The organism is Polynucleobacter sp. AP-Sving-400A-A2 (genome assembly GCF_018688155.1).
Classification (GTDB): domain Bacteria; phylum Pseudomonadota; class Gammaproteobacteria; order Burkholderiales; family Burkholderiaceae; genus Polynucleobacter.
Map to the genome: position 1 here is coordinate 1,246,694 of NZ_CP061312.1, position 18,448 is coordinate 1,265,141.

At 46.6% G+C, this 18,448-nt stretch carries 19 protein-coding genes; 6 read left to right on the forward strand and 13 right to left on the reverse strand.

Annotation, left to right across the window (positions count from 1 at the left end; all coding sequences use genetic code 11):
• Nucleotides 1–104: 104 nt before the first annotated feature.
• The 6 genes from C2758_RS06600 to C2758_RS06625 form a co-directional block, all read right to left on the reverse strand.
• Nucleotides 105–749, reverse strand: a complete 645-nt coding sequence (locus C2758_RS06600) for a molecular chaperone (protein WP_215327480.1) — start codon at nt 747–749, stop codon at nt 105–107.
• Complete coding sequence (locus C2758_RS06605) at nt 746–2,836, reverse strand: 4Fe-4S dicluster domain-containing protein (protein ID WP_215327481.1); 2,091 nt, start codon at nt 2,834–2,836, stop codon at nt 746–748. The genes C2758_RS06600 and C2758_RS06605 overlap by 4 nt, the downstream gene beginning before the upstream one ends.
• Nucleotides 2,837–2,846: 10 nt before the next feature.
• Nucleotides 2,847–3,407, reverse strand: coding sequence for a DUF3306 domain-containing protein (locus tag C2758_RS06610; protein WP_215327482.1), 561 nt, complete (start codon nt 3,405–3,407; stop codon nt 2,847–2,849).
• The gene (locus tag C2758_RS06615) at nt 3,407–3,928 is read right to left on the reverse strand and encodes a DUF3305 domain-containing protein (RefSeq protein ID WP_251369156.1); all 522 of its coding nucleotides are present in this window, start codon (nt 3,926–3,928) and stop codon (nt 3,407–3,409) included. Before C2758_RS06615 ends, C2758_RS06610 begins: the two co-directional genes overlap by 1 nt.
• 24 nt (nt 3,929–3,952) lie before the next feature.
• The gene (gene apbC, locus C2758_RS06620; RefSeq protein WP_215327484.1) at nt 3,953–5,041 is read right to left on the reverse strand and encodes an iron-sulfur cluster carrier protein ApbC; all 1,089 of its coding nucleotides are present in this window, start codon (nt 5,039–5,041) and stop codon (nt 3,953–3,955) included.
• Between the two features lie 131 nt (nt 5,042–5,172).
• A complete protein-coding gene (locus C2758_RS06625) occupies nt 5,173–5,367 on the reverse strand; it encodes a heavy-metal-associated domain-containing protein (RefSeq protein WP_215327485.1) in 195 nt (64 codons plus the stop codon).
• Nucleotides 5,368–5,440: 73 nt separating this feature from the next.
• Here C2758_RS06625 and C2758_RS06630 point away from each other — a divergent pair, with 73 nt between their 5' ends.
• Entirely contained in the window at nt 5,441–7,729 is a 2,289-nt protein-coding gene (locus C2758_RS06630) for a cation-translocating P-type ATPase (protein ID WP_215327486.1), read from the forward strand.
• A gap of 1 nt (nt 7,730) precedes the next feature.
• Here the strand turns inward: C2758_RS06630 and C2758_RS06635 are convergent, their stop codons facing one another.
• On the reverse strand, nt 7,731–8,537 hold the full coding sequence (locus C2758_RS06635) for a DUF3047 domain-containing protein (protein ID WP_215327487.1): 807 nt from the start codon (nt 8,535–8,537) through the stop codon (nt 7,731–7,733).
• A gap of 48 nt (nt 8,538–8,585) precedes the next feature.
• On the opposite strand from C2758_RS06635, the gene C2758_RS06640 reads away from it, so the two are divergent.
• The 5 genes from C2758_RS06640 to C2758_RS06660 are packed head-to-tail and all read left to right on the forward strand — an operon-like array spanning nt 8,586 to nt 14,124.
• On the forward strand, nt 8,586–10,082 hold the full coding sequence (locus tag C2758_RS06640; protein ID WP_215327488.1) for a glycosyltransferase family 39 protein: 1,497 nt from the start codon (nt 8,586–8,588) through the stop codon (nt 10,080–10,082).
• Nucleotides 10,083–10,130: 48 nt separating this feature from the next.
• Nucleotides 10,131–11,174 carry a lysylphosphatidylglycerol synthase transmembrane domain-containing protein gene (locus tag C2758_RS06645; protein ID WP_215327489.1) on the forward strand — a complete coding sequence of 348 codons (1,044 nt, stop codon included), beginning with the start codon at nt 10,131–10,133 and terminating at the stop codon, nt 11,172–11,174.
• 18 nt (nt 11,175–11,192) lie between these two features.
• Nucleotides 11,193–12,452, forward strand: coding sequence for a glycosyltransferase family 9 protein (locus C2758_RS06650; RefSeq protein ID WP_215327490.1), 1,260 nt, complete (start codon nt 11,193–11,195; stop codon nt 12,450–12,452).
• 5 nt (nt 12,453–12,457) lie between these two features.
• Nucleotides 12,458–13,255, forward strand: coding sequence for a phosphatase PAP2 family protein (locus C2758_RS06655; protein WP_215327491.1), 798 nt, complete (start codon nt 12,458–12,460; stop codon nt 13,253–13,255).
• Between the two features lie 2 nt (nt 13,256–13,257).
• Nucleotides 13,258–14,124 (forward strand): 23S rRNA (adenine(2030)-N(6))-methyltransferase RlmJ, encoded by an 867-nt coding sequence (locus C2758_RS06660; protein ID WP_215327492.1) that lies wholly within the window; start codon nt 13,258–13,260, stop codon nt 14,122–14,124.
• A 38-nt stretch (nt 14,125–14,162) separates the two neighbouring features.
• Here the strand turns inward: C2758_RS06660 and C2758_RS06665 are convergent, their stop codons facing one another.
• The 6 genes from C2758_RS06665 to tadA all read right to left on the reverse strand — a co-directional run bounded on the left by C2758_RS06665 (nt 14,163) and on the right by tadA (nt 18,432).
• A complete protein-coding gene (locus C2758_RS06665) occupies nt 14,163–14,534 on the reverse strand; it encodes a phosphate-starvation-inducible protein PsiE (RefSeq protein WP_215327493.1) in 372 nt (123 codons plus the stop codon).
• Between the two features lie 32 nt (nt 14,535–14,566).
• Complete coding sequence (locus tag C2758_RS06670; protein ID WP_215327494.1) at nt 14,567–14,848, reverse strand: winged helix-turn-helix domain-containing protein; 282 nt, start codon at nt 14,846–14,848, stop codon at nt 14,567–14,569.
• A 50-nt stretch (nt 14,849–14,898) separates the two neighbouring features.
• Nucleotides 14,899–16,020 carry a uroporphyrinogen decarboxylase gene (hemE, locus tag C2758_RS06675; RefSeq protein ID WP_215327495.1) on the reverse strand — a complete coding sequence of 374 codons (1,122 nt, stop codon included), beginning with the start codon at nt 16,018–16,020 and terminating at the stop codon, nt 14,899–14,901.
• A gap of 358 nt (nt 16,021–16,378) precedes the next feature.
• Nucleotides 16,379–17,035 carry a heme-binding protein gene (locus C2758_RS06680; protein ID WP_251369157.1) on the reverse strand — a complete coding sequence of 219 codons (657 nt, stop codon included), beginning with the start codon at nt 17,033–17,035 and terminating at the stop codon, nt 16,379–16,381.
• Between the two features lie 3 nt (nt 17,036–17,038).
• Nucleotides 17,039–17,980, reverse strand: a complete 942-nt coding sequence (locus C2758_RS06685; protein ID WP_215327496.1) for an LD-carboxypeptidase — start codon at nt 17,978–17,980, stop codon at nt 17,039–17,041.
• On the reverse strand, nt 17,977–18,432 hold the full coding sequence (tadA, locus tag C2758_RS06690; protein WP_215327497.1) for a tRNA adenosine(34) deaminase TadA: 456 nt from the start codon (nt 18,430–18,432) through the stop codon (nt 17,977–17,979). Before tadA ends, C2758_RS06685 begins: the two co-directional genes overlap by 4 nt.
• Between the last annotated feature and the right edge of the window lie 16 nt (nt 18,433–18,448).

Consider the following 18,448-nt stretch of genomic DNA (forward strand, 5'->3'; position numbering starts at 1 on the left):
ATCCATCAAGTTTAAATGGTAATTGCATTTCTGACATATTAAAGACACAAAATTTATATAAAAGGGGGGTAAACACTAACCCCTCTTTTTGATGCAATGCAATATCAAATCATGTCGAAGCCTTGACCCTCAATAGCGAGGAATTCCCTAGCCAGAGAAGCGACAGAGTGGTAAAGACGCATCTCGGGGATGCTATCGATTGCATCGAATAAATCGTCATGCCATGGTCGAATATGGTCATTAAAAAAGACCCTTTGATTTGTAAGGTTAGATATCTCTACGTCATCACCCGCAATCAGATAGCGCATTACTTCGCAGAGCGCAGAAATATGATCTTCAGTCTCAGAGATTTCCTCGGCAGATTCCAAACCAAAAGCATCCAAAGCGCGACGGATTTCTACCAATGGCCTCTCGTTTAAATAACCGGCCATGTAAAAAGAGCCGTTCAGAATGATGATGGGTCGTCCGACACTGATGAAGTTCTGATCAAACTCATCTTGCCAAGCTTTAGCGGGATTGGTTTTAGCCATTTCGACCAGATTCTGCCAAACCCTAGCTAAAGGGGCACCTTCAGACTGAGCCTCTTGACCCTCTGGAATGGAAGACACTATTTGATCCAACAACTCTTGATCAGGTGCTTCCTGAAAGAGCCTTGCAATCAAGCCATACAAGTCTGCTCTAGCCAAATCTTCCGGCAAACCCACATCACCTACTTCGGTCACGGAGCTTTCTTTTATCTGTTCACTCATGTTTCTTTTTTCACCATATCTACAACACGACAGTCACTGCACATTTTGAGTCTTTCTAAGGCCTCTCCAGCAAAGGCGCTGTGAGCGCCCAACTTCATCAGCATCAGATCGACCATTTTTGCTGTACCAAATACTTTTCCACAACCGATGCAATGAAAAGGCTTGGTCTCATTGAGTTCTACCTTTTGCTTGCGCTGCTCCACTGTTTGCAAGCGAGGGGCCAAAGCCAAAGCCTGCTCTGGACAAGTTTGAACGCAAATGCCACATTGGACGCACTGCTTTTCAATAAAGGAAAGCTTGGGTTCATCTAAGTTATCGAGTAGCGCGCCCTCAGGGCAGCTACCCACACAGGACATGCACAGTGTGCAGGCGTCTTGGTTGATTTTTAGTCCGCCCAAGAAAGACGACTGCGGCAAAGCTACTCCCTCGGCTGGTAACGCTACTTTCGCTTGCTTTTGCAAATGCTCCAACACTGTTTCAATTGTTTCTCTCTTTTGATTGGATAAACCAAAGCTAGCGGGAGAACAAATGGCTGATAAAGCGCCACGCTGGCGAAGTTTACTCATCGCCTGCGAAGCTGCTTGAAGATCAGAAGCAGATCCTAGCTGTATTTGCGACAGTCTGGCATCAAATCCATAAGCAGCCAAAATGGCATTGCCTAAGTCAATTTGAGTTTCTAGGGCAGCTCGATAGCTAGGATCCTCATCTCCTGTCAGCAACAAAACTACTTCACTAAAGCCGTAGCTAAGCGCACCAAGCCATAAATCCAAACCAGTAGAGGCTATATGCTCGATCCCGTAGGGCAGTACAAAGGATGGCAAGCCCTCAAATTGTTTTGGCCTTAGATGAGCAGATCGTCCGAGAGAATCTAAGGCCTGAGTCCCCGCCTTGAGTGTATGAAGCAACAGAGTTGGAGCAGAAGATTTCTTAGCTTTAGCACTCTCGGCAGCAAATACCGTAGCGAGCGTTTTAATTTCTTTACCTTGATGCGGCACACTTGGATAGTTGTAGCGCATTGCACCGGATGGACAGACTGTCGAACACGCTCCACAACCCATACAAAGATTCGGATTTACCTCAACCGTGCCCTGTCCATTCTTGAACAATGAAGATATGGCGCCGGTGGAACAGACATCGATACAGGCATTGCATCCTACTTTGCCATTACGGCCATGAGCGCAAACTTTTTCGTTGTAAGCAAAGTATTTGGGCTTCTCAAACTCGCCAACTAATCCGAGTAATTGATTTGCCACTAAAGATTGCTCGAATGGATCCTGACCTGGGGCAAAGTAGCCTTGCGGAGTTTGACTCATGCGCATTTGAGGGTTAGCGCGCAAATCCATAATTAAGTCAAACTCGGAGCTACGCTGACGATCTACTCGATCAAAATTAATAGCGCCAATGCCTGCACAGGCAGTGATGCAATCACGATGTGACTTACATTTGTTTAGATCAATTTGGAAAGAGTCATCAATCGCACCCTCAGGACAAACCTCAACACAAGCGCCGCAACGAGTACACATCTCTGGATCAATTGGATTTTGTAAATTCCAGTCGACCGTGAAGTGGCCAAGATAACCATCTAACTTAGTCACCTCACCTGTATAGGTCGGGAAATTTCTGGCTATCGGCAATGCTCCTGGCTCGGTGCACAGCACCGAGACGTCAAGAGAGTCACTTAATTTTTCAGCCCAGGGCAAGGCCTGATTTCCAGGTCCAACAATGAGTAAGCGCCCCTGACTTTCGTAATTCACCACTGGAACAGGCTCGGCTTCTGGCATATCCGCTAAGGCAAGTAAAGCCGCAATCTTAGGTCCAGAAGTTTTAGCCTCCTGAGTCCATCCAGCCACCTCGCGAATATTGACAAAGCGTAGTGGTGCTATCAATGGCTTCTCGGATTGCTCTGCTAGCTCGTTAAATAAGGCGCCCTCTTGAGTACAAGCGATCACGAGTGAGTCGTTACCATTCATTGCCTGAATAGCGATGCCTATCTCTTGCCTACACAAAGAGGTATGCATCGTTACACCCAGCGCCCTTGCATCCAAAGGCATGGTTCCATTGCAATTACAGACTAGTTTTTGACTCATTGATTTCTTCTTAACTGGTTTTTTTATCCACAGGTAAGGAGGCTTGATTCCCCACTTCCTGAATAGATGTTGGTGTGGATGTTAAATCAGTCTGGTCAGGAGCGGGCAAAGTTGGGTCTTGGGATCCTGGATTATCGATGCTAACAACGCTAGCAGTCTCAGGTTCGCCATCATCATCCTTGCGGAAGATATTCAGCATATCGGACTGAACCATGCGCTTGAGCATCTCCAAAGGAATCGGGTCTGGCTTTGAATAATCATCAATATAGATATCCAGACCATCCATGATATTAAAGTGCGGGTCTGAAAACATCTTCTTCATTGCTGCTTGCTGAACTGCTGGATCAACTCCAGGCTGCATAAAGGCTGAGAAATCTGGCGCAAAGCGATCTATCTTTTCAACATCATCTAATGAAGCAGACGGCAGAGCATCTTCGAGCTCGACTGATTGCTGCATAGTCTGCGGACTGACAGCTAATTTTTCCTGAGTGAGCTCATCTGATTTTTTCTCAGGCTCAATATCCTCACCTAACTTGCGACGCGACCATCGACTTAAAAAACCATCAGCCATCAATCCTCCACTGGGCGATTTGCACCCTTGAATGATTCAGGACGATGGCGCTTTTTTGGTTCAGGACGGTAATGTTCATTGACATATTCTTGCAACCAAGAGGCATGCTCTGTAGACAAAAGTACACTATCGACCGACTCGCCGCCATCCAATAGACGCCCTGCTTCGTTGTAGCTTACGCTGATCCGATGGGGGATGGCAAACGTAGGCTCTGTTTTAGCCAAATCAATAGATTGTGCGTCAATGTATCTCTCAACATCTTCCTCAAGACGCCACATGACAAACCAAGCAGGAAGGGTTGCTGATAAATTGAGGTAGTAGCCTTCAACCTCATCCAAATAAAGATTGAGTTCATAGCCAGTAAACAACCAGGACTCACCTTGCTCATCGCGCCCTAAAAATTGCCCCACAATTTTGTTCTCAACACTGGCTGAATTGGTGAACTGCCCAAAATCCGGCAATACCTCATGCGGCGCCCACCGATATGAAATCCACGGGTTATCAACAAACTGCTTGCGCATGATCACAGCAAAACGCATAGGGCCTTAGGTGTTTTGAACCACAATGTTCGGAAATTTATTACTCATATCTTTAGATAGCGCTGCTACTTTAATAGCAACTCGTCTTGCAATCGTTTTATAAATTTCGCTAATAGCACCATCAGGATCTGCGACTACGGTTGGACGACCCGCATCTGCCTGCTCACGAATAGATAAGTTCAGGGGCAATGAACCTAAAAAGTCTGCGCCATATTCTTGGCACATCTTTTGGCCGCCGCCAGTGCCGAACACATGCTCTTCATGACCGCAACTTGGGCAGATATAGGTACTCATATTTTCGATGATGCCCACAATCGGCACGCCCACCTTTTCAAACATTTTGAGACCCTTGCGAGCATCCAGCAAAGCAATGTCTTGAGGGGTAGTCACAATCACCGCACCTGTAACAGGCACCTTCTGAGCAAGTGTTAGTTGAATATCGCCAGTACCAGGAGGCATATCCACGATCAAATAGTCAAGATCACGCCAACGGGTTTGACGCAATAGTTGCTCTAAGGCAGAGGTCACCATAGGACCACGCCAAACCATAGGCGCATCGTTATCAATCAAGAAACCAATCGAACTCGCTTGGAGGCCATGACCTTCCATAGGCTCCATCGTATTTTCTTCAATGGATTCCGGTCTACCAGTAATACCCAACATCATCGGCTGGCTTGGGCCGTAGATATCTGCATCCAACATGCCTACCTGCGCACCTTCAGCAGCTAAAGCTAAAGCAAGATTGACAGCAGTAGTGGACTTTCCGACCCCACCCTTGCCACTGGCTACAGCAATAATGTTTTTTACATTAGGTAATAGTTTGACGCCGCGCTGAACAGAGTGCGCAACGATTTGGCTGCTCACATTCACGCTGACGTTTTTAACATCAGGTAATTCACGGAGCACAGCAATCACCGATTTACGAATAGCATCAAATTGGCTTTTTGCTGGATAGCCTAAAACAATATCCAAGCTAACATCGCCACCATCCACGCGTAAGTTTTTAACACTCTTAGATGTTACGAAATCAATTTTAGTATTTGGGTCAATCAGACCCTTTAGTGCTGCTTGCACAGTCTCTACAGTAAGCGACAAAACTCTCTCCTATTCAGAGGGGCGGGCTTTTTAAGCCTTTTCCAACTCTTTTATTAAGCCTAATGATGAAAAATCAAATAGTGCGTAGATTAACCGCACATGCAAAAAATTGCTAAAACTAAGCTTAAGGGCTAATGTGAAACTGGAAACCCGGCCTCCGTGATGAGCTCGGAGGCTGACTCTGGAGAAAGAGTCGTTTCTAGCGTGACTACCTGAGTCGCCAGATCTACCTGAACCTGAGCCTGAGGGTCTTGGGCTTGCACAGCCCGAGTGACTGCCTTGATGCAGCCACCACAAGTCATTCCTGAAACCTTGAGCGTAAACATGGCCAACCCTTCAAAACACTAAAAATACAGTTGTTAATGGCTTTTTTTCACCCATCAGTAGATTATCTTCTACATGAGCCCCACAGAATCATCTAATTCAGAGTTTTATACCCTCGACATCGGTGGAATGACCTGCGCCTCCTGTGTTGGCCGGGTAGAAAAGGCTTTAGACAAGATTCCCGGGGTAGAGGCTGCTAGCGTCAATTTAGCCACCGAACAGGCAAGGATTCGTGTTCATCGGGGCTCATCAAGCTTGGCGGACATCATCGCGCTAGTGAAAAAGACAGGTTACGAAGCCAAAGAAAGCTCTATTCGAGGCAATCTGGATCAGAAGATTGGCAAGTCATTTTGGGCTGCTGACGGCTTAGGTCGAGTGATTCTGAGTTTTGCGCTGTCAGCCCCGCTCTTCTTGCCGATGTTCTTCATGCCTTTTGGCATTCATTGGTCTTTATCAGGCTGGTGGCAACTTGCCTTAGCCACACCAGTCCAGTTCATTTTAGGATGGCGCTTCTATGTAGCGGGCTACAAATCAGTCATGGCCGGTGCGGGCAATATGGACCTGCTCGTTGCTTTAGGTACCAGTGCTGCTTATGGACTCAGCCTCTATATCTTGCTCACTTCAAGTCACGCACATGAACTTTACTTCGAAGGATCGGCGGTCATCATTTGTATGGTCTTATTGGGTAAATGGCTAGAGGCACGCGCCAAGCAACAAACCAGTGAAGCGATTCGCGCCCTACAACAGCTCTGGCCAGAGCATGCCAAAGTGTTGAATGCTAATGTTGATCTGCGAGGGAATATAAATATTGGCGCCGATCAATATCGCGACTTACCTTTAGAACAAGTGCTGCCTGGCGATAAGGTCTTCATACTTCCCGGTGAACGCATTGCAGTGGATGGTGTCATTATTTTTGGCACTAGTCACATTGATGAATCTCTTCTCACCGGCGAAAGCGAACCTCTTAAGAAATCTATTGAGTCAAAAGTCATTGGGGGCTCCTTAAATGGTGAAGGTGCACTGGTAGTCATGGCGCAAGCCGTTGGTATTGAAAGCGTGCTCTCACAAATGATTAACTTGGTAGAGGAAGCGCAAACACAAAAGGCGCCGATTCAAAAGTTGGTTGATCAGGTGAGTGCGATATTTGTGCCCACCGTTATTGCGCTTGCGCTCTTGACAGGCCTAGGCAACTGGCTTTACTTAGACTCCATCTCGATTGCTATCTTGCGCGCCGTATCGGTCTTAGTGATCGCTTGTCCTTGCGCGCTTGGCTTAGCCACTCCAGCTGCAATCATGGCTGGCACTGGCATAGCCGCACGCTTTGGTATTTTAATTAAAGATCCACAAGTATTAGAGCTGGCTCATAAGCTCAATATCGTTGCCTTTGATAAGACTGGCACATTAACAATGGGTAAGCCACGCATGCTCGCCCTACTGCCCTTGGATACATCGCTTGCCGATGCTGATCAGATTCTTGCTACTGCTGCAGGCTTGCAATTGGGAAGTGAACATCCTTTAGCTAGAGCACTGCTAGATTCATCCAAAGAAAAAGGTATCGCACCGATCGCCACCTCATTTAGCAAGGGCTTGCCTGGTATTGGGATTGAAGGCATTCCAAGTAGTGGTCCTTTTGCAGGAAAAACACTGCGTTTGCAGAGCGTAGCCTCGCTTGAGGGCAGTAGTCAGCACAATCTCGTTTTGCAAAAGGCGCAGGCTTATTTTGAACAGGGTCAGACTGTTTCTGTCTTGATGGACTCCAGTAGCAACGATGGGGAAGTGTCAATTCCAATCGCCGTGATTGCTTTTGGAGATGAACTAAAACCCAATGCAAAATCAGCGGTCGACGCATTGCATGCATTACATATTCGGACGGTAATGCTATCGGGTGATAATTTATTCGCTGCTACTCGCGTTGGAAAAATCATCGGCATTGATGAAGTCTTTGCGCAAATCATGCCAGGCGATAAAGCGCAAATGATTCATCGGCTACAAAATCCGCCTGCAGTTCAAAAGCAATATGTCGCAATGATTGGTGATGGCGTGAATGATGCACCGGCATTGGCAATGGCGGATGTGGGCATGGCGATGTCCACTGGGACCGATGTAGCGATGCAAGCCGCTGGAATCACCTTAATGCGTGGCGACCCCACTTTGGTTGCCGATGCAATTGACATCTCAAAAAGAACCTGGAATAAGATTGCCCAAAATTTATTTTGGGCGTTTGCATTTAATACGATAGGCATTCCAATGGCAGCTTTAGGTTATTTATCGCCCATGCTAGCTGGCAGTGCAATGGCACTCTCCAGTTTTTGCGTCTTGAGTAATGCCCTTCTCTTAAAGCGCTGGCGCCCTCAGAATGTATGAGCTATTTGGAGTTCTTGCGTAGTAATTCAATATCGCCGTACAGAGCACGGGTCTCTGATTTGGTATTGTCTGTATCCGTAAGGAGTGCGATGCCAATCACATTACCCGGTGCCTCTCCATAAGCTAACTTGTAGTCCGCTGCTAAATCTCGCTCGTGTTTGCGCCACTCACCTAAACTATCTGAACCAGAGTCCACCACAATCATCTTTACACGAGAAGTGTGGGCATTGTTCAAAACTGTGTTGACTGAATTCTTACCTGACCAGATATACATCACTGTGGCGTAAGGCATTTCTTGGCCGCTAATTAAGCTAGCCATCTCAAAGGTGAGCTTTTCTTTGAGGGGAAGTTTGGATTTATTGCCATCAAAGGCTACTAAGATCCGCAACGGTGCATCGTCATACTGGCTGTCTGCATTATCTGCCTGAGGTATTACACCTATCGCCTTCCACTCCCATTGCAACCATAAGTTCTGCGCTGAGCGGGGGCGAAGTTTTACCGCAAGACCAGATGCTGAAGTTTTGGAATTAGCAGCAAGTACTGTGCGACCTTGATAATTCTCAAGGCGGTAAAGCGTATTCTTTTTATACGGTGCGATGCGATAGAAATGCCAACCATTCGGCATCCCATCTTTTGGCCTCTCCACAGAGAATTTCGGTAAATCCTCTTGAGCTGGTAACTGATCCGCATTGAATGGCTGCCCCGCCTCATTCTCAATAGAGTTTCCAGTCAAACCCGCGCAGCCTGCCAAGGAGATGGCTATGGCAGTCAAAAGCAGCAGGGATTGAAAAGGAATTTTTATAGGCATCTACCTCATTGTCCCAAAGAATAGCTTGCTTAAGTCTAAAATCATCGCATGCGCCATCAATCACCCTCAAGCTGGGCAGTCATCAGTATCTGCATGGCTGCACTAGTGCATTTTGCCTTGGGTTTCTCGATTGAGTTTTCTGTCGATGAGGCGCACTACGCTTTATACGCAAAACATCTTGCCTGGAGTTATTTTGATCACCCGCCACTGGTGGGTTGGATCCAGTGGCCACTAGTGAGCCTGACATCATCTGAGGGAATCATTCGCTTGATCCCAGAATTACTCTGGGTGCTCTCGGCTTTCTTGGTATATCGAGTGACCCTTGAAATTCACCGCTTGATACAAGGGCGTAATGCGGGTTACTTAACTACCGCTCTTCCCTCAGCAAACCTGTGTGGATTGATGGCGGTATTAGCCATCATTACAGCGCCACTGCCCCATGTTTTAGCAATCGGTCTTTTGCCTGATACCTTACTTGCCCCCTTAAGTCTTGGCTTAATGTTGATGGCTTTACGTTGGACCCGAAAAGATTACTTCACCATTGCAGACTGGATCATTACTGGCTTAATACTGGGCTTGGCAGGTCTGAGTAAGTACACCGCTGCGTTTACTGCATTTGCTTTGCTCTTCGTATTGTTAGCTTCACCCAAAAAAGTCTGGATTACTGAAGTTGGTTTTTGGCTTGCTGCAGCAATTGCCTTAATCGTAATTAGCCCCGTACTCTATTGGAACTGGGTCAATGATTGGATCTCATTCAAGTATCAAATTGCTCATGGCAGTGGTGGTGCTTGGGAGTGGCGTAGAGTCGGCGCCTTTGTGGGTATTCAGATTGCCTGCTTTGGACTCCTCTTGCTTTTGGGTGCCTATACTTTTTTAAGGCATTGCCTCCACTCGCACAAGTTGGTTCTGATTGCTCTGCTGAGTTTCTTCGCAATTCCCTTTGTGATTTTCGCTGCTCTCTCTGGTGGAGGTAGCCTGCCCCACTGGACTACGCCTGCCTGGTTTTGTCTTGCGCCATTTGCCGGCATTGGTCTAGCTAAAGCATGGGCTATGCAACATCGTGTAGCAATTCGGATATTGCTGCTTGGGCAGTTATTGATTTGCTTGCTCGGTTTTGGTTTTGTTTTGGCTGGAGGCATCACTAGTTCAGCAGTGAAATCGAACCCTATTGCCGATCTCTACGGCTGGAAGCTTGCTGGCCAGAAAGCAGCTCAATTAGCGCAAGCTACTAAGGCCAACGGAATTGCAGTGCAAAACTGGACTCTAGGCAGTCGTGCTGCCTGGTACGCTCAACCTCTCCCGGTCTTTGTGCTGGACCAAAGACAGGATCAGTTTGACCTTTGGTTTGGGCAATTGCCGGCCGGTGCAAACGTCTTACTGATTAACTGGTCGGGAATGAGTTTTAGGCCGCCTATCGGCGGAAATCTGGCCTTTGAAGTCTGCGAACCACTGGACCAGCTGGAAATTATTCGATTTGGGCAAGTTTTATCTAAATTTGACTACAGCCTCTGCCGGAACTGGCAGGATGCGGGTGTAGCGCGTTAATTCCCCAAATTCAAGACCTTAGGGGCCATAGGCATTATCCTTACGCCTATGAGTTCACAACCCCAAGCCACCCCCAAAGCCACATCTGGGTGGAAAGTAATCCTCAAGCGGGCCTGGCCCACCATTCGTATTTTGTTGTCGGTTGCTCTTCTCTGGAAGGCTACCAGCGGAATTGATTGGCACGCTCTATTAAATTCTGATATTCAGATGAAGCCTTGGTGGTTTTTGGCGGCCGTATTCACCATGATCTCAGCGTTTGTTTGTGGTGGACTACGCTGGGGATTTTTGATGCGTCAGGTGGGCTTTCAAGGAAGTCTCGCAAATTTTATTGCGCTCTACTTTGCCGGTGGACTGATTAATCAAGGCTTACCCAGCACCCTAGGTGGTGATAGTTATCGTGCTATTACTGCCACTCACTTAAATAGCAGTGGCAAGTTGATTGAGGCGAAGGAGCTTGATGAGGAGCTGCATCACTCGGTTGACCTTGAGCACGCAACCCCTAAACTGCGCCTCAGTTTTTCCATGGTCTTAGTGGATCGCTTACTTGGCTTAGCAGGAAATAATTTACTGGGCGGACTTGGCCTGATTCTGGGTGGCGCGACCTTAGCCGCCTGGGGCACCGACCTGGGGTATGCAGTCACCGGCGTCATGGTGGCGGCAGGTTTATTGCTCGCCGCTATTTTGGCATGGGGGCCTAGCTGTCATTTGTTGCAAAAATTATTAGACCGCGTACAAATGAGTCACGCCCTACCCGGTATCAAGCTCGCATTTTCTTGGCCCATGAATGTAGCTCAAGCCGCATTTGCGATTGGCATTCACTCCCTGACTATTCTGACGCTGCTCTTTTGCCTCAAGGCCTATGGAGTTGATGCGCCGATTGAAGCCCTCATGATTGGCTTGCCTGCCTTAAGTCTTTTATTAATGTTACCGATCAGCATCTCCGGCTGGGGCTTGCGTGAAGCTACACTCTCTTCTGTGCTGGCATTGTGGGGTGTTAGCCCCTCCATGACAGTATTAGCATCTATTAGTTACGGTGCCATTACCGTCTTATCGGTTTTGCCTGGTGCTTACTTTTTATTAAAACGGAAATAATTCTTTTAGAGCCCCAATATGAGTATTAGCGTCAACACCATGCGTGCGATTGACCACTGGGTCGGCGTACCACTTTGCGCAATAGCAAGCCCAGTCGTTGCCCTAATGGATGGCGTGAAGAATATCTTTGCTAGCACTCCAGAAGCGCCCCGTAAATTACTCTTTATTGAGCTATCTGAAATGGGCAGCGCAATCTTGGTAGATCCTGCGATGCGTAATGCACAAGCTCGTGGCGCTGAATTATTTTTCCTGATCTTTAAAAGCAATCGTGCCAGCCTCACTTTACTAAACACCGTTAAGCCTGAAAATATTTTCACAATTGACTCTTCAAGCTTAGGCGGCTTAATTAAAGATACGCTGAAATTTTTACTAGTAGCTCGCAAGCACCGTATTGATACCGTGATTGATTTGGAATTGTTCTCTCGCTTTACTGCACTGCTGACCGGTTTGTGCGGTGCACGCAGCCGCGTGGGTTATCACATCTTTCATGGTGAAGGCTTGTGGCGCGGCTTTATGCTGACGCGAAAAGTGCATTACAACCCGCATATTCACATTACGAAGAATTTCCTCTCTCTGATTCATGCGGCATTTGCTCAGGAGATTGAGCTACCGTTTAGCAAAATACATATTGCAGATTCAGAAGTTCGCTTAGAGCAAGCGGTAATTGATCCAACAGTATTAAGCAAAGTCCGTGAACGAATCGAGAAACTAAGTGCGAGTTTTGGCATTGCGTTTAAGCAAGGTGAGCAACGCCTCATTTTGGTCAACCCCAATGCCAGTGATCTCTTGCCACAAAGGCGTTGGGCTCAACAGCGCTTTTCTGAGCTGATTCAGGGATTAAATCAACGCTATCCAAATGATCTCATTCTGATCGCTGGCTCCCCAGCTGAATTTAACTATGTTGAAAAAGTACGCGCAATTGCCAATGTTAAAAATGCGCTGAACTTTGCAGGCCAAGTAAGCTTTGCAGAATTACCGCCACTCTACACCCTATCTGATGTGATGGTCACCAACGATTCTGGGCCTGGTCACTTCTCCGCTGTTACTCCACTTCGCACAGTTGTCCTCTTCGGACCAGAGACGCCAGCACTGTATGGCTCTATTGGTAAATCGATTGCCATTACTGCCAATCTGGCATGTTCACCCTGCGTTAGTGCCGCTAATCATCGTAAAACACCGTGCCATGACAATATCTGCATGCAAGCCATTACCGTTACTCAGGTATTAGAAAAGATGGCGCATCAATTAAACGAAGCCGATCAAGAGCGGGCACATTAAATCGCATGGCTGAGCAGCGCAAATCGGCTTTAGTAATTGCCTCCATTTGGGTTTGGTGTGTTCCGCTTCTGCCGCTGAGTCTAGCAATTGCCATTTACTTTGGTGGGTTGCAAACCCCGACATTTTTATTTATTAATCGCTATACCCAGTTACTTCCAGATACTTTTTGGACCTGGCTCACGTTTATCGGCAATGGCTGGGGCATCTTTGCACTGTGCTTCCCCCTCTTGTTGCTAGCACCTCGATTACTCAGCGCTGGACTGCTGGCATCCTTGATTGGTGGTGCCATCAGTCAAATCATCAAGCCTCTATTAGATCTTCCGCGTCCCGCTGGAGTGCTTGGCTTAGAAGACTTTTATAGCATCGGCGAGCCTCTATTACATAAAGCGATGCCCTCTGGCCATACGCTGACTGCTTTTGCAGTAGTTTCTGGAATCTACTTTGCTAGCGATCGAGATAAAAGAAGCTCCTTCTGGTGGATTTTCATCATTGCAAGTTTTTCAGGCATCTCTCGCAATGCGCTTGGTGCACACTGGCTCACTGATGTGTTGGCCGGTTGCGCTATTGGAATATGGTCTGGAATGCTGGGAGCCCTATTAGCCGGGTTTATTCCAGAAAAGCAGATGACACCTCATCAGATCGGGCCTAGATTGCTTGCTCTAGGCGGACTTGCAACTATCTATGTTCTCCTTACGCAAACCCTAGATTCAGAGCTCAATCAGTCTTTGCAATATGCGTGTGTAGCATTAATTAGCATTACTCTAGCTTTGTTTATTAAAGCGCAAAAACCCAAGGCTACCTAAAGATGTTTAGTTATCGCCATGCTTTTCATGCCGGCAGCCATGCTGATATTCTGAAGCATCTGGTGATGATTCATTTAGTTGAATATCTACAAGAAAAGCCTGGCGCTTTGACGATTGTCGATACGCATGCTGGTGCTGGCATCTATAGCCTGATTGATGGCTTTGCAACCGTCAGCAAAGAAGCTGATCAAGGCATTTATCGTTTGGCTAAATTTGCAGAGAACAATTCAGTCAGTCCTGGCATAGCGAATTATCTCGACCTCGTTCGTTCCGAGAATACCGATCATGAGATTGCCGTCTATCCTGGCTCTCCGTTCATCTTGGCACAGCTACTGAGAGCACAAGATCGTCTGAAGCTCTTTGAGTTACATCCCAAAGAAATTGATATCTTGCGTCACAATATCAGCCAGCTCAAGCAATCAAAGCAAGTCGACATTTATGCAGAAGATAGCTTTGCAAGACTGAAAGGCTTGATGCCACCACCCAGTAGGCGTGGCCTAGTATTGATTGACCCCTCTTATGAGGATAAGCAGGACTATCGCTATCTCGAAACGGCGATCGAAGAGGCTTTGCATCGTTTCGCTACGGGTTGCTACGCAATTTGGTATCCCTGCCTTTCCAGAAGAGAATCCGCCTCTCTACCGGATCACATGAAAAAGATTGCGACGGCTCATAAGCGCTCTTGCTTGCAAGTTGAGCTTCGGGTTGAGAACGCCCCCAAAGAGCGCCGACTCCAGGCTAGCGGGATGTTCATCATCAATCCGCCGTGGACTCTAGAAAGGCAACTATCAGAAAGCTTGCCTATTCTTGTTAAGGCACTAGGACAAGATAGCGGCGCCTCATTTGTATTGAAGAGTTTTGAGGTCTGAGCTGAGTTGAGCTATTAGTCAGCATCCATTAAAGGGGTTTATTCCCCTGATTCTTTGGTACTCATGGCTTTTTTGATGATGATCGCTGAAAGAGCCAGTAACAATACTGCTCCACTCTCATATATCAAGTCAATCGTACTAATTCCCTTGCCCTGCAAAATAATAAGTCTGCAAAGTGCTGTAATGGCGATGAAGATGGGGATAGTGATTGGAATCTTGTTGTACTTGTAAAAAGCCGCCACCATACCTAACACCTCGGCATAAATGAACATGAGTAACAGATCGGTTAAAGTAATTTTTCCATTCAGAAGAACGTTATACATCTCTATGCCGACACTAAAAATAGTAAAGAATGCAATGAGAATCAAAATTCCTTTTTCGGCTGCAGTAATCCAGTCATAAATTTTCATACTATGTGTACCTTAAATAGACATTAGAGAGATTAAGTAGCGTCGCTTTGTAAGACTAATTGCTGAAAAACTGCTGGGATATTACTTGAGCAGTAGTAGCGCCTGTTTCTTCTGGTATTTTTTTTACTGACAAGATTAACGTTCATGAGTTTTTTAAGGTGAAATTGCAGAGTACCTGAGTCCACCCCAAACTGTTGAACTATTTCCTTGGGTGCAACACCTTCCTCGCCCGCCTGCATGATGAAATCAAAAACTTGTAATCTGATTTCGCTACCCAGAGCCTCAAACACTGTACAAAATTTCATAATCGTCATATTAGTTCCCTTGCTTCACCTCAGAATCTGACCTTAAAAAATGACTTCTCTTATTGAGCGCTTGCCCTCAGGCTTGTTGAATAACGCTTTACGGCATCGACTAAAACGGCAACATTTTCCGGGGGAGTAAATTGTGAAATCCCATGGCCCAGATTAAAAATATGTCCATCGAGTGGACTTCCATCTGAAACAACTGCTTTGGATAGCCCCTCAAATAATTGCTTCACCCGAGCATCTATTTCAGCAGGGTTAGCTAACAAAATCGAGGGGTCTAAATTACCCTGAATCGCAATTGGGTTCTTTGAAGCTTGATTGATAGTTTGGCGCGCATTTTTAAGGTCAATAGTCCAATCCAGACCAATCACATTGGCGCCAGATTGTGCAATCTCACTTAACCAAAGACCCCCTCCTTTGGTAAACAAAATGATAGGCAGGTCTTTGTATTTAGGATTACTTTTAATGCTGCCGATGATTGCCGTCATGGGGGCTAGTGAATGCTCAAGATAGTCACTTGCGGTTAATAGGCCACCCCAAGTATCAAAAATCATGAGAGCCTGAGCACCAGAATCTGCTTGAAGTGTCAGATATTCAGTGATTGATTTGACGTTGATATCCAATATTTTTCGCATGAGATCTTTGCGGTCGTAGAGCATCTTCTTTGTCTTGGCAAAGTCTTTTGATCCACCGCCTTCAATCATGTAGCAAGCTAAAGTCCAGGGGCTTCCTGAAAATCCAATCAGGGGGACTTGCTGTTTGACATTGGAGGTGAGTGCCTTTGAGATGGATGCCACGGCATCAAATACATAATGCAGTTGTTCCATATCGGCCACTGGAAGCTTTTTTACATCTTCTTCGGAGCTTAATGGGCGCAAAAATCTAGGCCCCTCACCACTATCAAAAGTTAAGCCCAAGCCCATTGCATCTGGAATAGTCAAAATATCCGAAAATAGTATCGCGGCATCTAGGCCATAGCGATCGATAGGCTGCAAGGTGACTTCCGTTGCGTACTCTGGGCTTTTAGCTAAGTCGAGGAAACTTCCTGCCTTAGCTCTGGTTTGGCGATACTCTGGTAAATATCGTCCAGCCTGTCGCATTAACCAAACAGGCGTTCTTTCTGTTTTTTGAGAAAAACAAGCCCTTAAAAAAAGATCGTTCTCTAATTCTGCCGCCATACATTGATACCTATTAACTAGCGCAATCGCTGAACATAACAAGTTGCCTTTTCCGAGGCATCTTTCCAAATACTATTGGACTGATTTGAAGGGGAATTTTGGTTATATTTAGAGTCGCATTGGCTAGATTTGGTTTTAGATTTAGCGATACTCACCAGTTTGGATAAATTCATGAACATCACTTGATCAGATCGCAGTCTCAAATCACTACTTGAGATCACCTTGACTGCCTAAGAGCCTATAAATGGGAATATTTACTTTATAAGCTCATTTGTGACGATACTCAAATGAAATATCTTAAGTACTTTCCCTAGACTCCTTTATTTCAAGCAAAGCCCGGAGCTTGGGGGCTTAAGCCTCAATTGCGAACCCGAATAATCACCTCGTTACGTCGCATAAAAGGCAGTGCCCAGGGCGGGTTGTAACGCGCAAACTGCGGCGAGCCGATGGCTTGTATATTTTTGCTCTTCATCCAATCTTCTAGGGCCTTGGTTTTTTCCAAAACTGTATCTTCGCTATAAAAACCAGAGAAAGTAATGGCTGCCTTGGTCTCTGCAGGCAGTTGCCTGATTTTGACTTGAGGATTTAAGGGTTTAGGCAAAGTTTCTAGAGTGTATTCGGAGGGCATGACAAACGATATGGTCCATTGATTAGCGGCACCCTTTTCTGGCTTGGCAGATTCAATGCCCACTGGAACAGTCATCGCAATTTTTGCACTTTTCTGCTGATTATTTGACTCTATCCCAACCGGAGTAGTCATCGCAATTTTTTCACTCACTTGGTTTTGACCAAAGATAAAGGCAGCTATCAAACGAAATCCTTGGCCTGAAGCTTGATCTAAGTCACCCTCGACCTTGACCTCAGCAATCAACTGTGGAGCATAGGCCCGCAACTCGAATGGCTCTGATTTTTCTAGGAGGGTGTATTTTGGCTCTTCAGTTGCCATTGTGCTGCCTGCGATCAAAATGCTGCTTAATAAGAATAGCGCTTTCAAAGAGGGTCCTAAGTGATTCATGCGTTACCACGAAGAGTGAATACTAAAACCTGTCGTACGATATTCCATGTGTGCTTGCGCACCCACTGGTAAGGTTAACTTTTCAGCCTGATGCCCAAAAGGAAGGTTCGTTAGCATTGGGATATGGCTTGGCAGGCGTTTACGGATGGTTTCAATAGCGCTATCTAAGTTATAACCACGATCGTTATCGTATAGGCGATAAGCAGAGAAGCCGCCAAAAAGAATGGCACTTTGACTAGCCAGTACACCTGCGTCAAGCAATTGCATTAGCATGCGCTCGATCCGATAGGGATGTTCATTCACATCTTCAAGAAATAGAATGCCCCCCTTAGTTTGCTCATGACTTGGCAAATAGGGGGTACCCACCAGACCAGACAGGACGGTGAGGTTACCGCCCCAAAGCATACCTGAGCATTGACCTTCTGCCTGCTGAAGATATCGCTGTGTTGCAGTGATCTTGCATTGCAATGAACGCTCTGTCACTGCTTCTTGAAAATGCTGCCACATAAATGCATTTGGTGTAATACCTTCACCCTGCTCACCCTGACAAGCAAAGTCAAAGTTCAGCATGGGTCCCGCTAGCGTGATGGCTCCAGTCTTTGCCAGTAAGCCCAACTCGAATGCTGTGAAATCACTGTGGCCACAAATCTGCAGTCCATTGTGAACAGCCTTAGCAATGCTAGCCCAGTCGATATCTGGAAGTAAGCGATGTAAGCCATAGCCACCTCGCATGGCAACAACGACTACCTGCGGAAGAAGCTTCGCAAGCTGATTGATTTCAGCTAAGCGTTGTGCATCAGTACCAGCAAAACGCTGCTCAACTCGAGTAACGCAATCAGCGTTTAAAACTTCAATCCCCTGCTGCTTTAACCAACTAATACCAACTTCAGGACTTCGGGTATCAAGACTCGCTCCTGATGGAGCAATCAAATGAATTTGCTTCAACGTCGCTCCTTAAAAAATTGACGCAAGATCTGGCCACACTCTTCACTCATAATGCCACCCTCAACCTGGGTCTGGTGGTTAATTTGCTTTTCCGAGAATACATTGAGAACACTACCTGCCGCACCTGTTTTTGGGTCACTAGCACCAAAAACGACTCGATCGATCCTGGCATGCAACATCGCGCCTGCGCACATGGTGCAGGGCTCTAAGGTGACATAGAGTGTTGTCCCAGGTAATCGGTAGTTAGATTCTGATTGAGCCGCCCCTCTTAAGGCAAGCATTTCAGCATGAGCGCTGGGATCACTGTTGGAGATAGGCTGATTGAAGCCCTTAGAAATGACTTTGCCATCGCGAACCAGAACTGCGCCAACCGGCACCTCGCCAGCAGAAGCAGCGAGCATAGCCTGCTCTATGGCTTGCTGCATGTATTGGCGATCAAGCTCCGCTTGCATGGTCAATTGAATCGAT

Bases quoted from the DNA above. Each gene is read 5' to 3' on its own strand.
- C2758_RS06600 (WP_215327480.1), bottom strand. From the start codon at position 749: ATGAGTGAACAGATAAAAGAAAGCTCCGTGACCGAAGTAGGTGATGTG.
- C2758_RS06635 (WP_215327487.1), bottom strand. From the start codon at position 8,537: ATGCCTATAAAAATTCCTTTTCAATCCCTGCTGCTTTTGACTGCCATA.
- C2758_RS06680 (WP_251369157.1), bottom strand. From the start codon at position 17,035: ATGAATCACTTAGGACCCTCTTTGAAAGCGCTATTCTTATTAAGCAGC.
- C2758_RS06605 (WP_215327481.1), bottom strand. From the start codon at position 2,836: ATGAGTCAAAAACTAGTCTGTAATTGCAATGGAACCATGCCTTTGGAT.
- C2758_RS06645 (WP_215327489.1), top strand. From the start codon at position 10,131: ATGAGTTCACAACCCCAAGCCACCCCCAAAGCCACATCTGGGTGGAAA.
- C2758_RS06655 (WP_215327491.1), top strand. From the start codon at position 12,458: ATGGCTGAGCAGCGCAAATCGGCTTTAGTAATTGCCTCCATTTGGGTT.
- C2758_RS06610 (WP_215327482.1), bottom strand. From the start codon at position 3,407: ATGGCTGATGGTTTTTTAAGTCGATGGTCGCGTCGCAAGTTAGGTGAG.
- tadA (WP_215327497.1), bottom strand. From the start codon at position 18,432: ATGCAAGCGGAGCTTGATCGCCAATACATGCAGCAAGCCATAGAGCAG.
- hemE (WP_215327495.1), bottom strand. From the start codon at position 16,020: ATGGCGGCAGAATTAGAGAACGATCTTTTTTTAAGGGCTTGTTTTTCT.
- C2758_RS06650 (WP_215327490.1), top strand. From the start codon at position 11,193: ATGAGTATTAGCGTCAACACCATGCGTGCGATTGACCACTGGGTCGGC.
- C2758_RS06665 (WP_215327493.1), bottom strand. From the start codon at position 14,534: ATGAAAATTTATGACTGGATTACTGCAGCCGAAAAAGGAATTTTGATT.
- C2758_RS06670 (WP_215327494.1), bottom strand. From the start codon at position 14,848: ATGACGATTATGAAATTTTGTACAGTGTTTGAGGCTCTGGGTAGCGAA.
- C2758_RS06640 (WP_215327488.1), top strand. From the start codon at position 8,586: ATGCGCCATCAATCACCCTCAAGCTGGGCAGTCATCAGTATCTGCATG.
- C2758_RS06630 (WP_215327486.1), top strand. From the start codon at position 5,441: ATGAGCCCCACAGAATCATCTAATTCAGAGTTTTATACCCTCGACATC.
- C2758_RS06660 (WP_215327492.1), top strand. From the start codon at position 13,258: ATGTTTAGTTATCGCCATGCTTTTCATGCCGGCAGCCATGCTGATATT.
- C2758_RS06615 (WP_251369156.1), bottom strand. From the start codon at position 3,928: ATGCGCAAGCAGTTTGTTGATAACCCGTGGATTTCATATCGGTGGGCG.
- C2758_RS06625 (WP_215327485.1), bottom strand. From the start codon at position 5,367: ATGTTTACGCTCAAGGTTTCAGGAATGACTTGTGGTGGCTGCATCAAG.